At 69.2% G+C, this 14,932-nt stretch carries 15 protein-coding genes; 3 read left to right on the top strand and 12 right to left on the bottom strand.

The features are described 5' to 3' along the window. Positions 1-17: 17 nt before the first annotated feature. Positions 18-179, bottom strand: coding sequence for a hypothetical protein (locus IPK24_07585; GenBank protein ID MBK8075418.1), 162 nt, complete (start codon positions 177-179; stop codon positions 18-20). Positions 180-390: 211 nt separating this feature from the next. On the opposite strand from IPK24_07585, the gene IPK24_07580 reads away from it, so the two are divergent. Next, positions 391-1,167 (top strand): hypothetical protein, encoded by a 777-nt coding sequence (locus tag IPK24_07580; GenBank protein ID MBK8075417.1) that lies wholly within the window; start codon positions 391-393, stop codon positions 1,165-1,167. A gap of 75 nt (positions 1,168-1,242) precedes the next feature. Next, positions 1,243-1,944: a hypothetical protein gene (locus IPK24_07575; GenBank protein ID MBK8075416.1), complete on the top strand. Its 702-nt coding sequence runs from the start codon at positions 1,243-1,245 to the stop codon at positions 1,942-1,944. A gap of 712 nt (positions 1,945-2,656) precedes the next feature. Here IPK24_07575 and IPK24_07570 read toward each other — a convergent pair. From IPK24_07570 to IPK24_07555, 4 genes are read right to left on the bottom strand one after another with little or no spacing between them, the layout of a single operon-like run. Then, on the bottom strand, positions 2,657-4,138 hold the full coding sequence (locus IPK24_07570; GenBank protein MBK8075415.1) for an SAVED domain-containing protein: 1,482 nt from the start codon (positions 4,136-4,138) through the stop codon (positions 2,657-2,659). 5 nt (positions 4,139-4,143) lie between these two features. Further along, on the bottom strand, positions 4,144-4,683 hold the full coding sequence (locus IPK24_07565) for a Mov34/MPN/PAD-1 family protein (GenBank protein ID MBK8075414.1): 540 nt from the start codon (positions 4,681-4,683) through the stop codon (positions 4,144-4,146). Then, positions 4,680-6,302: a ThiF family adenylyltransferase gene (locus tag IPK24_07560; GenBank protein ID MBK8075413.1), complete on the bottom strand. Its 1,623-nt coding sequence runs from the start codon at positions 6,300-6,302 to the stop codon at positions 4,680-4,682. The genes IPK24_07565 and IPK24_07560 overlap by 4 nt, the downstream gene beginning before the upstream one ends. Then, the gene (locus IPK24_07555) at positions 6,299-7,330 is read right to left on the bottom strand and encodes a nucleotidyltransferase (GenBank protein ID MBK8075412.1); all 1,032 of its coding nucleotides are present in this window, start codon (positions 7,328-7,330) and stop codon (positions 6,299-6,301) included. Before IPK24_07555 ends, IPK24_07560 begins: the two co-directional genes overlap by 4 nt. Positions 7,331-7,808: 478 nt before the next feature. Here IPK24_07555 and IPK24_07550 point away from each other — a divergent pair, with 478 nt between their 5' ends. Further along, positions 7,809-8,117, top strand: a complete 309-nt coding sequence (locus IPK24_07550; protein ID MBK8075411.1) for a hypothetical protein — start codon at positions 7,809-7,811, stop codon at positions 8,115-8,117. Between the two features lie 38 nt (positions 8,118-8,155). Here the strand turns inward: IPK24_07550 and IPK24_07545 are convergent, their stop codons facing one another. Genes IPK24_07545 through IPK24_07515 form a run of 7 tightly spaced genes read right to left on the bottom strand, consistent with a single transcriptional unit; the run spans position 8,156 to position 14,906 of the window. Beyond that, entirely contained in the window at positions 8,156-11,521 is a 3,366-nt protein-coding gene (locus IPK24_07545) for a LysM peptidoglycan-binding domain-containing protein (protein MBK8075410.1), read from the bottom strand. Beyond that, entirely contained in the window at positions 11,521-11,973 is a 453-nt protein-coding gene (locus IPK24_07540) for a hypothetical protein (GenBank protein ID MBK8075409.1), read from the bottom strand. Before IPK24_07540 ends, IPK24_07545 begins: the two co-directional genes overlap by 1 nt. Beyond that, positions 11,970-12,419, bottom strand: a complete 450-nt coding sequence (locus IPK24_07535; GenBank protein MBK8075408.1) for a pilus assembly protein — start codon at positions 12,417-12,419, stop codon at positions 11,970-11,972. The genes IPK24_07540 and IPK24_07535 overlap by 4 nt, the downstream gene beginning before the upstream one ends. Continuing rightward, the gene (locus IPK24_07530) at positions 12,416-12,820 is read right to left on the bottom strand and encodes a pilus assembly protein (GenBank protein ID MBK8075407.1); all 405 of its coding nucleotides are present in this window, start codon (positions 12,818-12,820) and stop codon (positions 12,416-12,418) included. Before IPK24_07530 ends, IPK24_07535 begins: the two co-directional genes overlap by 4 nt. Before the next feature lie 10 nt (positions 12,821-12,830). Next, complete coding sequence (locus tag IPK24_07525) at positions 12,831-13,031, bottom strand: hypothetical protein (GenBank protein MBK8075406.1); 201 nt, start codon at positions 13,029-13,031, stop codon at positions 12,831-12,833. A gap of 46 nt (positions 13,032-13,077) precedes the next feature. Then, positions 13,078-14,037, bottom strand: a complete 960-nt coding sequence (locus IPK24_07520; protein ID MBK8075405.1) for a hypothetical protein — start codon at positions 14,035-14,037, stop codon at positions 13,078-13,080. Continuing rightward, complete coding sequence (locus IPK24_07515; GenBank protein ID MBK8075404.1) at positions 14,034-14,906, bottom strand: type II secretion system F family protein; 873 nt, start codon at positions 14,904-14,906, stop codon at positions 14,034-14,036. Before IPK24_07515 ends, IPK24_07520 begins: the two co-directional genes overlap by 4 nt. Positions 14,907-14,932: the final 26 nt, after the last annotated feature.

The raw sequence follows: 14,932 nt of genomic DNA, 5'->3' as shown, positions 1-14,932 counted from the left end.
CTGGGGCAGCAACGGTCTCAGTCAGGCTGATCGAGTGCCCGTGGCAGCTTGCCCAGCTGTCGCACGAGGAGGTCGGCGAGCAACACCACCTCGGCGGCCTCAGTCGCGTCACTGAAGTCGACACGTCGGTGGCTTACCGGGTTCTTGAACAAACCGAGCGCCCCGGCGAACAACTCCATCGTGGCGACTGCCTGCCGGGGTGATCATCTACAGACCAGAGCAGGCCACCCTCACGACCATCGCGGCCGGCCCGGAACGCCTGCCGCATAAGGTCCACGCCGATGAGTGTCCGAGGAAGACCAGAAAGCTCCATGGCGAGAACAGGCAGCAGAGCACCGGCGCCACCTCCAGCAACGCGATAGACCGTCACTGCTGATGTAGGCGGCAATCATGAGCAAGACGACCGCCATAGCCGACGTCCCGTTCAGCGCGGCGAATTACTTCCAACCTCGCCAGCTGCGCAGCGCTGTCGGGCCGGCATCGCCGTTCAGCCGACACCGCAAGCCTAGGGTTGGCAGGATAGGTCCTGGAGCGAGCGTGCTGGATCAACCGAGAGGGGACATCGTGAACAGGTTTCGAAAACTGATCGCCGAGGAGCGGGAGCAGGTTGGCTCCCACATGTCATATGGAGATCAGTGGCGAGCCTCGGGTTTCGACATGGAGAGTCTTCCTGTATTCAAACCTGAAGGAGAGTTTGCGGAGTTTGTCACGGCGGCTCTTGAGTTGGTAAAGCCAAAGATGTGGAACCCGGCATTTTACGGTCAGGCACCAGATGGTGTTACTCGATTGACAGATCGCGACGTGGGGTCAATTGCGAAAGGATCTCGCGAGATAACTGTGCGCAACAGGCAACTCAAGCGATGCGGCTATCTCTTGCTGAAAGGTGGCAGAGAGCTGGATGATACCGCTATTCCGAATCTCCCTGCACTGCATCCAGGATCCGCTCTACTCATGACGGACCAATGGCTCGGCGCCTATCGTGGACCCCTTAGCCTTATGCCGAAGATATTGGCTCAGTACTTGGCCAACTTTGACGGAAGAGCCTACGACAAGCGCAACACAGGGAGTCGACGCGGTCTCCACCATGCCTTTGACTCAAGTGTGAGATACCATCCCAGCCTTCCTGATCCTATGGCACGAACCCTGGACCACTGGCTCCATTCATAGCCGGTAGCCTTACGGTCAATTGCATGGTAAAGAGGTGCTCGCGTGCATGACTTGCCAACTCCACAGGGACTCATCATGCAGCTTCTGGCTGCCATGTTCGGCCCCACTTCGATCATCCTTGTTGTGTATGTATTTGTGACAGCATTCAAGGCCTGGGTTGATGGAGTGCGTTCGCTGGGTCAAGCGCTCTCCCGTTTTCGTTTCTGGGCACTCAGGGGCTCGGAATACATACAGGACCGCGGGAGGCAGAGCGTACTCGGCGCCGTTGCGGTCACGCTCGGAGCAGTTGTGATCCAGGGATCTTGGGTCTTGCTTGTGGCCATTGTCGGCAGCGCGGAATCCGCATACAGACAACAAGAGCAGCCGTCAATGATCGGAGCGAACGCGCTGCACCCGAGCAGATGGGATGCCTACACCGTGGCAACGGTTGTCGCAGCTGCGGCGGCCCTGGCACTCTCCTACCTTCCGGAGCATTGGCGGTCGCGTCCAGGGATGTATGAGTCGACAGACGCGACAGCGTGGGGTCGATTCTATTTCTTCTCCTGGACTGCGGCGATCGGCCTCCCCATTCTCGCAGCTCTCTTCTGCGGATTGGGGTACGTAGCTGGACTATCGTTTGACCTAATTACTCAAGCTACTGACACAGCGCCCGATGTTGCGCGTGACTATCCGATTCTGGGAGTGGTGGCACTCTGTGGACTTGCTTTTCTTGTCTCTACCATGATTGCGGCCTCAAGCACCTCTCTCGTCCGAAGTCAGTGGACCGACATCGTTTGAGTCGCGGCCTCGCATTCACGACGGCACGCTAACGCTCTGCGCTCCTTCACCCTTCCGAGACCGGTGGATCTCGAAAAGGCAGGGCACGCCGAAGTCGAAGCCCGGCGTGAGCCGCGGTTGTTGGCATCCAGCCTTCTTGTCATTCTGCACTACCTGTGAGTCGCGGCTGGCAACTTGCATTGCGATGGTTTCAGACTGGCGGACTACTCGGGTGGGGAGGCACAGTCCCTCAATGCTGTATTTTCGGGCCTGGAGATGGCGTTACCAGGAACAGGCACAGATCAGTATTCCAGTGCGGAAGGTCTGACTATGAAACCGAGTCCACGTGTCGTGAACTGCAGAAATTGGCTCGAACACCTGCGCGGCTCCGCCCTCGACTTCCGCAACCTCACCAACTACATCGCCCGATCCCTGCACCGGGCAGCGCCGGGATCATCGCTGCGCGCCTCGAGACGGCAGGCTTCAGGCCGCGACTACACCCTCGATTCCGAAGAGCCACTTTGCGCCGTTCAACGGTGCGTGTGGTCGACGGCGAACCGGGGGGTGGAGGGTCAGGCAGCTTCGCTCAACTGGGCCAGTTCACCGATCCGTGTACGGGTCGACGGCGGGGTCCACACCCTGATCCCCACCGCCGTCGTCTCTACGCCGATCCCGGTGGGCGGCCGCCTCGATACTGAAGTCGGCCATGTCCACCTGGGCCGATGCAGTTCGATCAGTTGATCGAGAACGCAGGGGTGTAGCCGAGTCCGTCACCGAGGTGCTCGTAGACGATGGTGGGTCGCAGCCTGTTCCAACGGTGACCCAGCAGCAGCGCGAGTCCGCCAGGTCCGGCCAGAAACAGGTGGATGACATCGACGGCAGGGTTGCTGGTGAGTTCCTGACGGATGATCTGCCTGACCTGCTGGGCGTACAAGGCGGCGTGCCCGGACCCGGCAATGGAGGCGTCGTGCGGCATGTTGCCGGGAGTGATCGAAAGCAGGGTGTTGGCAGGAACTGCTGTCTGCTGTAGGTACGCGCAGACATCATGGGTGGCGTCGAGGGTGCTGCTGAGGACCACGGCGAGATGTTCCCCCTGCCGGAGGGCGAGGACGTCGACCCGCGGTTCCGAGTTCAGTTGGATGGGTGCCTCAGTGTCCCACGATTGCCCTGCCCCACGATCGCGGCGCTGGACATAGTTGATCTTCCAACTTCGGGTCTTCGGCGCGAGCGCGCCGACCAGGAAGAAGGTGGCTTGCCGCATCATGCCGCGCAGCGTGAGGTACTGCCATCCCTCCATCTCTAGCCGAGCGATGGCCTCCGTCAGCTGGGCCTGCATGATCATCCAACCGTCGGGGGTCTTGGGCTGACAACGCGCTTTGGGGTTGTCGCCTTGGAACAGGTCGACCCAGTCGAGGACCTCATGGGCGTCTTCAGGGTGCCGGTCCCAGTCGAGTGCCTGGACGAGCAAGACACCACGCTCGTCCCCCGCCCGAAGCTGGCGAGCGTCGATGCTGGCATGCACGTCTTCCGGGGTGAGCACGCGGCGGCCCTCGCGGACCCAGCTCTGCACTTCGGCGGTAGCCAGCAGCAACGCGTTGTCGTCCGATTGCAGGCCAGCCGCCTCCATCAAGGCGCAGACCCGGTCGATCTCGGAGCTGATGCTGCGTCCAGTGACGAAGCGCAGCGCGCCGAGCAGGCCCCGCAGGTCGTCCTCGCAGCCGTCGACGTGCCGGCACCAGGCCTGCAATGCCTTGCCGACATGGCTCCGCCTCGTCACCTCCGCAGGCAGCTTCAGCAGCTCGGTACGCCCGTCGATGGCTCCGAGCAGCGGATGCTGAGGGTCGGGAGCTCGGTTGGTGATGATCTGCAAGTCCGGGTTGGTGCCCCGCAGTTGGAGGTAGCTCGCGAACAGCTTCTGCAGCAGCGATCTGCCGTTGGCCCGCGCCGCCGTAAGGTACGTCTCGTCGATCGACGCACCGGAGGTCGTGGACCACTTGACCTGCGACAGCAGGTCCGGGCGAGTGGTGCCACGCAGAATGACGTCGTCGAAGTTGCCCACCCCCGTGCGTTCGACCTCCAGCCGGCAGAAGCCGCTGCGGGCACGGATCAGTTGCATTGCGTGCGACCAGACCATCAGGTCTTGGTAGTAGTCGCCGCCTCGGCGCACGCCGCTGGGGGACGCGGGTCCGGCAGCGTGGGGCGGGAAGATGCTCATGCCGGTCAGCAGCCCTTCGTGTCGAGCGGATCGTACGTGACTTGGCGCGCTGGCTGGCTGCGTCCCGCTCTGGCGGCGCGGATATCTAGGCGGCCGTCAAAGCGATGTACGAGGAGGACCAGGGGGTCGGCGAACTGCGTGGATGCCTCGCGGATGCAGGCCTCGTCCTGCCTGCTGGGTGGACATGCAGCCGGGTGGGTATGCCAGTCTCCGACGTAGCCGAGCCAGGGATGCTCGTGGTCGTCGATCGCGCGTATGAGCGCCGCTTGGGTGAGCTGCTCCTGACGGTGCCACGAAGTGGATGTCGCGTCGGGATCGATCACCTCGACGGCGTATCGGAGGACTACCGAGCCGGCCTGCCACCAGCCGAGCAGCAGCCCGCCGGTTTCCTGAGGATGTGCCGCGGATGCCGCCTGCGTCACCATGGCGTGCGCGTCCGGGTGGACCTGCACGGGTAGTCCGCCGACGTCAGGCGGCTGATTGGTCACGGCCGTGGCCGTCGTCTGGGCCTGACGGCGTTTCGGTCTGCGTTGCCAGGAGGTCACGCAAAGTCCTGGCAGTCCGTGGCACGACGCTCAGTTGTGGGAAGGTCAACCGCGGCGAGCGATCCCCCTGGCGCTGTCTGGGGCGGCGGCAGCACCAAACCTGTCCGATTGAAGGGTTCCTCCGGCTGGGCGACGCGGACGTCGACCAGGCTGGGAGGGCAGACGCCGTGGAACAGAAGATGGTCAATCACCACACGGCTGCCGAGCTCAGCTGCTGCGATCACTGCGCCGGGCGGGGTGAGGGACACGGCGCTGCCACAACCGCGCTCCCGCGGTAGGTGCTCATCGTCGAGACTTGGCAGTCCAGGAAGATAGCTCTCCCCCATCCGGAGCGGGAACCGGTCGACCCGTGCGATGCCGCCCTCGCGTTGGACGCACACTGAGACCACGATATGACCTATGCGGCGCCCAGCAGACTCCACAGCTGTGGCCAGCAGGCTACTCAGGGCGGCGCCGGCCGTCGCATCGATGACGACGTCGTGGCCCTGAATCAGATCGACCGCCTCCTCGAGGGTGGTCACCCAGGCGCGCCGCACGACCACACTCGAGTCGCCCTGGTGCGCGGTCAAGCGGGCCCGTACCGCCTCCACCTTCGCCCAACCCACGAAGGACTCGCCGGCGAGATGCCGCACCAGGTTCCCCGGGCGCAGCACCTCGGGGTCGATCAGCGTGAATCGTCTGACACCGGACCGGTGAAGGATGTCGGCCAGGAACGACCCGATCGCGCCGCAACCGATCACCGCGACGCTCCTGCTGGAAAGCTCCCCCGCGTGTGTGCCTGCCCGCAGGTTCCGGGTGCCGGAGCTGGTGTCGGCGGCCTCGGAGGCGCGCAACAGAACCCCGGTGGGGCACGTCCTGGCGCGCACGACCAGCACCCCCGGGCTACCGTTTCGGTGGTAGCGCAGCAGCAGTCGGTCGATCACACCCAGGCCGATGCCGTGCCCGACGGTCGTCGCGTGCGGTCCGAGCAGGGCTGCCAGGTCCACCCAGTCACAGACCGGGTGACGTACCTCGCCCAGATCACCGATCCAGGCCAGTTGGCGATCCTTGCGGCGGACCCGGGTGCTCGCTTCGGGCATACGCCGCACCTCGTCGGTAATGCGCACGGTGGGCGCTCCTGAATCGCCGGCGACGCGGACGGTCACGGCGGACAGGCCTTGAAGGGCGTCAGCGTCATAGAGGACGAGCGCTGCCGACAGCGGTTCGTGTTCGAGGTGACGGTCCAGATCGCAGGAGGCGTCGCCCGGCCAGCCGTTCGCCGTCGCCTCCAGCCAGCCGACAACCCGCTCCAGGACGGCCACCGGGTCGCGCCAGGGCGCCTGCTCGACGCTGAACCGGCCGGGCTCCCACAGACACATCACGCCGTAGTGCTGCCCCGGCTCCGGACGCGCGAGATGGAAGGTGGCGTCGAAGGGTGCACCGGCCTCCAGCAGCCTGACCTCGGGTGCAGCGAACGGGAACGCATTGGTCAGGACGATCTCGACACGGGCGGTGGCCTTCCCCTGCGAGGGATGTCGCCAGGTCACCGGCCCCGTCAATCGCACGCCGTCGTCGCCGAAGCCGTGGGCCAGCAGCTGCTCTCGCCACCGGTCCGCTTCGGCCGCGCACGCAGCGTTCACGCGTAGCGGCCCTGACCGGCCGGAACGGTGACCGAGCCACGGGTGAGGCTGGCATCGGCCTTCGTGCGCCCGTCCGCCGTGCAGTACTCCGGCATGGCGAAGATGTGCTCCGGGTCGTCCGTGTTGTGGGTCATCCCGAGCAGCTCCTGCCATTGCAGGGCCGATCGGCAAGCGTCGTCCTCAGCGAGCGCGCTCTCGGCGAGATCGGCGGCCTCGGCCATCCGCTTAGCTGCCTGCCGGACCTGTTCCGGCGTGGCCTTGCTCTTGATCGTCTTGCCGTCGAGGGTGGGGTCGACCGGTCCGTCGCTCTCGTAATCCGGGAGGTGATCAGCGATGTGGCGAAGGACAACAGTGAGATAGCCGGCGAGCGTTGACTCCTCCGGCTGGAGATCCTGGAAGGCGTGCCAAGTGAGGACCTCGAAGTAGTAGCCGCCGGGCTGGTCGTCCCCCCACGTGCGGCGCACCTGACGCACCAGTTTGACCACCCGGACGTATGCGCCGCTCTTGGCGTCGTCGGCGTTGAGCAGGTAGGTCTTGTTAGCCTCGGTGGTCAGCTCCGTCATCCGGTCGGGGTGGGTCTCCACCCAGCGCGCGTTTCCGTCCTCTTCGATCTTCTCCGGAATCTGCCAGTGCTCCTCCGGGTGCTTCACGCACGGGCGGGCGATGACCACGTCCACCGACAGATCGAAGTCGGGGAAGTCGACCTTGAACGAGCGGTGCTGACGCTCAACCCGATCAGGGAAGGTGTCCTCCAGCACCACCGCCACGTGATCCATGATGTCGCCGGGCCGGGTGCTGGCGGTGGCCTTCTTCAGGCGGGCGAAGACGTCGACGTCCTTGACCCGGCGGATAGAGACCTGGCGCTTGTAGGAGCCGATCAAGATCGGCGAGATGTCCAGATCCTTCAGCTTGGGGTCGGCCTTGAGCGCTTCGCTGACCTCGGTGTGCGCTTGCTGTGCGTGGGCGGCGTCATCCCCGGGGTTGATGCGGCCCATGGCGTCGTTGAACTGCTTGGCGTGGGTGGTCACGGACGTGTATCTCCTTGCTGCTGTCGAACCGTTCGCGGACTTATCCGCCTCGATGTGCACCGCTGCAAGAACTCCCCGGGTACTGCGCGCCGTGCCTCATGCGAGAGCTGCACGCAGCGTAGAAGGCACCACCGACAGTATTCGGACCGCGTCGATCACAGCCCGGACGGGGCGCCGCGAGCCGTTGCCCCCAGCAGGAGCGGAGAGCAGGGCGGCACCGTGCGATCAGTGGCGACGCGGTGGCCCCAGATGATGGCCAATCCTTAACAGCAGCGTGTCCCCTTCGGGCTCGAGCTTGCCTGCCGCGGTCTCCACGACGTCGGCCAGCTCGGCCACCCGCCCCAGGAGGACCTGGTGGTTATCCACAGGCTCGTTGACGGTCAGTGATCACTCGCCGCAGTGTGGATCCATCTTCGAGGCGGCCCCCGGTTCGCGTTGCACCGCTTGCCGGGGGCCTGGATGACCCCGGGAGGTCACCGTGGATCCGACGTTACCCACCCCTGCCCCGCGCCGTCCTGATCCGGGTGAGTCCGGTCCGGGGCGGCGGTCGTGGGCGTTGCAGGTCAGTGAGGCTCGTTTCTGCATCGTGGTCGAGTGCACGGGTGATGGTCCGGCGCTGCACCTGGTGTTGACGGTCCCGGCGGGTGCTGCAGCGGAGCGGGCGTTGCGGGCGGCGGGTTGGCATCCGGTGGGGCAGTGGCGGTGGCGGTCCTGGGGGCTGCTCGCCACCGTCGAGCCTGGCCCGCCCGTCACACCTCCGGCACCGCCGGCCGGTCCGAACGCCTGACCTCGACTCTCCACTCCACGGGCCAGACCGCTGGTGGGTCAGTGGGTTTGGGCTCTCGGGTCGCCGTGCGCCGGTTGGTTCCTGGCGGCGAGGAGTTGGGCGGTGCGCGGTGGCAGGTCGTCCATGCATTGGGCGTCGTGTCCGGCGAGGAGCCGGGCGACGTACAGCTCGGCTTCGGCGGCGAGCCCGAGGGCATCGCAGGCAGCGATCAGGTCGAGCAGCGGGACGTCGTCATATGGCGCGGCCTGCGCCGCCACCGACGCGGCGGCGTGCGCGGCGCCGGGGTTGCCGGTGGTGAGGTGGTGGATGGCGAGCAGGTGGGCGACGTCCACGATCATCGCGGTGTACTCGGAATCGAGGGGGGTGTCGGCGAGCCAGGTGTAGCCGCCGGGGCGTTGCCGGTCGAACGGCATTCCGGTGACCAGGTCGAGCGCGGCCTGCAGGTCAGTGATCCCGTCGGCGCCGCGGGTGGTGCCCCGCAACCGGAGCCGGGCCATCAGGTCGGCGTCGACCAGCACTCCCTGCACCCGGTACAGGCCGCCGCGTCCGTCGGTGCCGGGTGCGGCGGGCGGCAGGTAGGGCTGCCCGGTGGCGGGGTCCTGGCCGAGCCAGGTCCGCACGACCGAGATGGCCTGCCGCAACCGACCCGACCCGGCCACGCCACTGGCTGCGGGCCACAGGTCGGCGGCGATCTGTTCGGCGCTCAGGGCGCGGCCCCGGGTCGCCAGGTAGGCCACGACCTCGGTGTTCCACGCTCGCCGCGGTTTGCCGGCGGGTAGCGTCCCGGGTGCTTCGACCTGGACCGGGCCGAGGACGCGGACCGTCGGCACGGCCCGGGTCGGGTCGTGCCAGGCGGCGAGGTCGGCGTCAAGGGCCGAGTCGGCGTCGGCGACGCGGCGGGTCACGGGTTCGGGTACCGCGGGGGCCAACGCCACGACCTCGGCGGCGGTGGTCGCGGCGGTCGCCACGTAGGTGGGTGTGGGTGAGGGCAGGACCGAGGACGTCGCCTGCGCGCCGGCCAGGCCCAGGTGTGGGACGTCGTCCGGCCGGGTGCCGCCGTTCTGGGACGCCGCGACGGGGGTCACCGTGACCAGTTCGGGGCGCAGACCGCCGTGGGCGTCGGCGAACTGCTCCCAGTCCCGGTCCCCGTGCGCGGCCGGGACGGGGGCGTCGTCCAGGGCGGCGGCGGTGCCCAGCAGGGCCGCGAGTTCCCGACCGGCCGTGCTGGTCAGGCGGTGGGCGGTCAGGTGCAGGCCGAGGCGGGGCACGTGCAGGTGGCCGTCGGCGGTGACCTCGAGTCGCCATTCGCGACCGACACGGCTGGCGTCGGCGCCGGTGACGACGACGACCTGCCCGGTACGCACGCCCTGCCCGAGGGTGGTGAGCAGCTCGCCCAGGCCCGCTTCCTGGGGGGCGTCTGTGGCCAGGATGAGGATTTCGGGGAACCAGGTGTCGCCGGCCACGTTGAGCAGCCGGGCGGGCAGCACTCCCAGGCCGATGCTGTCGATCACCTCGTGCACGCCCTGCACGTGGCGGGTGGCGTCGCGGACGGCGCGGGTGATCTCGGTGGGGTTCTGGGCGATCTGGATTCGTTCCGGGCTCAACGCCACCAGGTCGTCGTCGAGGCCGGCGAGGGTGAGGTAGACCAGCTCGGGCCACGGGTTCTGGGACAGTTCGGCGGCCAGGTAGCGGGCCAGGTCGGTGCAGCGTTGCGGGTCGCCGGTCAGGGCCAGGGCCGCGATGTGTTCCAGGTCGAGTAGCCAGGTGTGGCCCTCAGGGGTGCAGCCGACCGAGACCAGCCCCGGGTACGGCGCGGGATAGCGACCGCGGTGTTCGGGGTCGAACCCGGTTGCCGCGTCGCGGGCCAGGTGCCACCGATTGCCGCCGTCGCGCGCCTGCCAGTCGCCGGGGGTCTGGCGGACCGGTTGCGCCAGAACCAGTTCCACCCCGACGGCGTCCAGGCAGACGGCCATCACGTCGGGCAGCCGACCGCCGGGGTCGCCGGCGAGTTGACGGCACAACCCCCGCAGTGCCTCATCGAGCCAGGTGATGTCGCGGGTGCTGGCCGAACGCACCGCACGTTCGGTGGCGACGGCACTGATCGGCGTCGGCGGCGCGGCTCGACCCGGGGCACGGTAGCGGCGTTGCTGGCGGCGGGCCTTGACCATCGACAGCAGCGCCATACCCCCGACGAAACCCGACCCGAGCCCGGCCGCGACGAGCGCGGCGAGACCGTCCACCTCGTCCGGGGCCGGTTCGGGTTGCGCGGCATCGGGTTGCGCCTGCCCCGCGGCGGTGGGTACGGCGGGCGATCCGGGCGTGGCAGCGGGCGGCGCTGACTCCACCGACCGGGACGCCGCGGCCGGCGACGACGGCGACGCAGCGAGGGTCGGTGTGGGCATGGCAGCGGGATGGGTCGGTGTCGTGGGCGGAGCGGAGTTCGCCGGCGGCGCGGGCGGTGTCGCTGCGGTGCGGGGCTCTCGGCCGTTCGCCTCCGGTACGGCCCTGGGACGCCGTGCCGTGGGCGCCCCAGCCGGCTTCTCCTCCGTCGCCGACACGTTGATGACCCAGCCGGGTTCGATGTGGTCGGGGTCGGTCAGCTGCTTGCCCCCGGGTTGAGCGCTCCCGGCGTTGGCGGCCCACAACCGGTGCCAGTCCGCGACGTCGTGCGCGGCGGCGATCCCCGACAGGGTGTCCCCGGGCTCGACCACCACCTCGCCCACCCCGGCGGCTCCGGCACCCGCGGACGGCGAGGCGGCGGCGTCCGCGGGGAGCAGGACGGTCCAGCCGACCCGCAGCATGCCGGGGTCGGTCATCACCTCACCGTCGCCCTGGCGTCGTCCGCGGTTGAGGTCCCAGATCTCACCCCACCGTTCCCCGGCGCCCAGGTGCACGGTGGCCAGGTCCCAGTAGGTGCCCGGCCCACCAGCGGTGATCACGTAGCTGGGTGGCGTGGGAGCCGTTGGCGTGTGCGGGGTTCGGGTACTCGGCAGGGCCGCGGGGGCGGTGGCCACGGTGGCGGTGGGTGCGGCGTCCGGGATGGTGTGCGCGAGGGTCGGGGTACTGGCCAGCGGCCCGAGGGCGAACACGGCGGCGACCAGGGTGTGGGCCAGGCGTTGCTGGGCGGGGAAGATCCCGACCAGCCGCACCGGGCGCCGCATCCGCAGGGCGGCGGCGACCAGTTCGACGATGACGGCGACAGCGAACTGCGCCCAGGCCAGGTAGGCAACAGCGGCCAGGACGGCGACGAGCACGGTGTCGGACAGGTCTCCGGCGATCAGGTCGGGCCAGCTGTGCCAGGGGTTCCCGACGGTGGTGGCCAGGAGCACGGGCATTCCGGCGACGACCGCGACCAGGACGACGACGGCGGCCAGGGCACGCAGGACGGTGAGGGGTCGGCGCATCACGGGGCTCCTGTCGTCAAACCGTGCAGGATCGTCGCGGTGGCTTCGGCGGTGCCCGTCAGATCGGTGATCCCCACGGCTGACAGCACCGCGGCCTGCCGTGGGACGTGGGCGATCACGGTCACCTCGCGGGTTCCGACGCTGACCTCGCCGCTGGCCCCGCCCAGACCGAGCACGCGTTGGGCGGCGGCTTCGGCGGCCACAGGGTCGATCTGCAGGTTGCTCGCCGAGGTGGCGCGCAGGGAGGTCTGGGTGATCGAGTCCGCGGCGGCGCGGGCCGCTTCGTTCGCGAGGTCGGCGGCGCGGCCCCGGGCGGCGATCGCTGCGCCACCGTCGATGACCAGCCCGGCCATGGCCATCAACCCGACCGCCATCACCGCCATGTACAGCGCCAGGGAGCCCTCCTCGTCCCTGACCCGCTGCGCGGTAAGCCGGTTCACAGGCCGGTTCACGGCGCACTGCCCAGGTCGCGGTGGGCTTCCACGGGTGAGATGGCCTGCCCGGTCAACACCATCGCCCCGCCGAGGCCGGTCAGGGTGAGCGCGGACAGGTCGGCAGTGCACCGCACCGAGACCGCCACGTGTCCGCCGGGGCGCACGGCGGAGGTGTCGACGTCCACGCTCGGCCCGGTGCACGTCAACCCGGCGCCGGCCAGCGCGGCCAGCGCGGCGGCGCGGCCCTCGGCGTCGGCCTGCCCCGGCGTGCTCGTCAGGGACGCCGCGCGGGCCCCGGCCGCTGCGGCGGCGTCCACCAGCGACCGGGCGTGGGTGACGCGGCCGAAGGCGACCACCACCAGCAGCATCACGATCACGAACGGGGTGAGGATGGCCAACTCGATGACCATCAGCCCCTCCTCGCCCCGGGGACGGCGACCCTCGACGGCAGGCCGGCCGGTCATGACACGAACCGTTCGACGGGACCGGCCGCGGTCTGGGTGACGTCGAAGTCGGCGAACGGGACGACGGACAGCAACCTCGCGTGGACCTGCACGGTGACGGTGGTCGCGGTCCGGCTGGTGGTGACCGTGGGGGAGGTGAGCAGGTTCGGGGCGACGTGGGCGAGGTAGCTGGTGGCGGCGTTCTGGCCGGCCTCGGCGGTCGACTGATAGGTCCGGGCGGCGCGGACGGCGTTCAGCGCCGCGGCCTGCGCGACGTGCCGGCCGTGCCAGAGCAGGGCGTACTGCACCACGAGCATCGTCAACAGGATCATCGCGGGCAGGGTGAACGCGGCCTCGATGGTCGAGTACCCGTCCTCGTGCCCTCGCCGCTGCTTCGGCGGCGGCGTCCCGGTGTGGCTCATGGCGGCAGAACTATTGGGTTTGAACCGAGTTCGCGGCCTCGGTGGCCTTGGCGACCAAGATGCCGACGATGATGATCGTCGCGGCGACGAACAGGGCGATGATGACCGCGGTCTCGACGATGCTCGCCCCGCCGTCCTCGCGGGGGCGTTCGGGGCGGGCAGCGTGTAGCCGGGCCCGGAGCCAGGTCAGGGCCAGTTGGATCTCGGTCATGTCGGTTCCTTCCGTGGTGTCGGATCCTGGTGCGGGGCAACGGGTGTCAGAAGGCGAGCACGTTGATCACCGCCGGGTAGGTGAGGAACACGATGAACCCGAAGCCGATGAGGATCTGGGCCAGGCGCATCGACTGGTCCTTCTCCCCCGCTTCGCCTTCGGCCTCGGCGAGTTCCTTGCGGCGCATGGTGGTGGCGCGGGCGGTGAGGGTCTGCCGGATCCGGGCGCCGTCACGCCCGACCAGACGTACCAGTGCGCCCAGGTCGCGCAGTTCGGGGACGCCGATCCGGGCGCCGAGTTCGGTCAGGGCGTCCCACTGGTCCTGCCCGGACAGGCTTGCCCGCCAGAGGGTCTCGCGCAGCAGTGCCATCGACCAGCCGCCCCCGACGCGGGCCGCGTTCGGCAGCGCCTCGGTCGGGGCAGCCGACCCGGCCATCTCCAGGGCGACCAGGTCGAGGTAGGCGGCCAAGGCCCGACGGAACTCCCGCCGCTTCCTCGACGCCTCCCGGCGGGCCTCGACATCGGGCAGGAACGCGAACCCCGCCCCCACCACCAGCGCCGCCGCCGTGACCACCGCGGGCGGCGTCGCGACCCCGGCGGCCACCCGCAACGCGACGGCGGTGCCGGCGACGACCACGAACCCGGCGGTGAACGCGAGCAGTTTGCGGCCGAGGGTGGCCTCCATCGATCCACCGGTCAGGGCCAGGTCCTGCCGCAGCGAGGTGTAGGCGACGCCGCGTTCGGCGAGCCGTTGCGCCATCCAGGCACCGGCGCGTGATGTCCACTGCTGCACAGGGTTGCGCGGTCCGGTGAGGGGCTCAGCCAACCGATCGCCCAGACTCGACCGTCCAGTCAGCCCTCCCGGCCCGGTGGGCTGCGCGTGGGCTTGGTGGGCGTCGAACCGGGCCAGCTGGACCAACGCGGAGGGGCGGGGTGCGACCAGCCGCCAGATCACGGCGAACACCAGGGCACCGATGGCGGCGCCCACCAGCGCCATGGCGGTCACGGTGCCCCCTGCCCGGGCCGGTTCAGGAACGCCGGGGCACGCTCGGAGGCCGACAGGTGCCTCATCCATGTGAACCCGAGGGCGAACATCGCCACCACCACACCCAACGCGAGTTGCCCACCGGCGGTGTCGTAGGGCTGCACATAGGTGCCACCGAAGACGAACAGGAACACCGCGAATCCCAACGTCAACCCGATCACGATCTGGACGCCGCGGCGCAGGCCCGCCCGCCCGGCCGAGATCCGGCGCCGCAGGTCCAGTTCCTCCCGGGCGGTGTCGGCCAGGCCGGTCAGGACCTCCCCGAGCCGGTCGCCGCGGCGGCGCACGTTGAGGATCAGGGCCGCGATCACCAGGTCGGCGGAGGCGTCGTCCAGTTCGGCCGCCAGCGACAGCAACGCGACGTCCAGCGGGGTCCGGGCCCGGATCCGGCCGGCGAGGCGCACCAGGGCGGGCCGGATCAGCGGCGGCGCGCTGTGGGTGGTCGCCGGGATCGCGTGTTCGAGGCTGGCGTGGGCGGCCACCGTGTCGCGCAACGCCTCGGTCCAGGTCACCAACGCCTCGAGCCGGTCGATCTGGGCCTGCTCGCCGCGGGTACCGCCGAACATGCGGGGCCACCACACCACCAGCGCCGTCAACCCGGCCGCGGCCACCGGCCAGCGGGTGACCAGCAGGGTCGCCGCCCCGATCCCGACCGCCGCCGCGATCCGGCCGGTCCACGCCGCCGACCCCGCCCGTGCGCGCCACCGGGCCAGCCGCGACGGCGGGCGGGACGCATCGGGGATCGTGCCCCGCACCGCGACGACCAACAGCACGACCCCGACGGCCAGCCCGGCGCCGGTCACCGCGGCAGCCAACGCTCCCGGCTGCAGGACGGCACCCGCTGGCAGAACGCTCA

This window comes from Kineosporiaceae bacterium, from assembly GCA_016713225.1.
In the GTDB taxonomy this organism is placed as follows: Bacteria; Actinomycetota; Actinomycetes; order Actinomycetales; family Kineosporiaceae; genus JADJPO01.
This window is presented reverse-complemented; position numbering and strand designations above follow the sequence as displayed.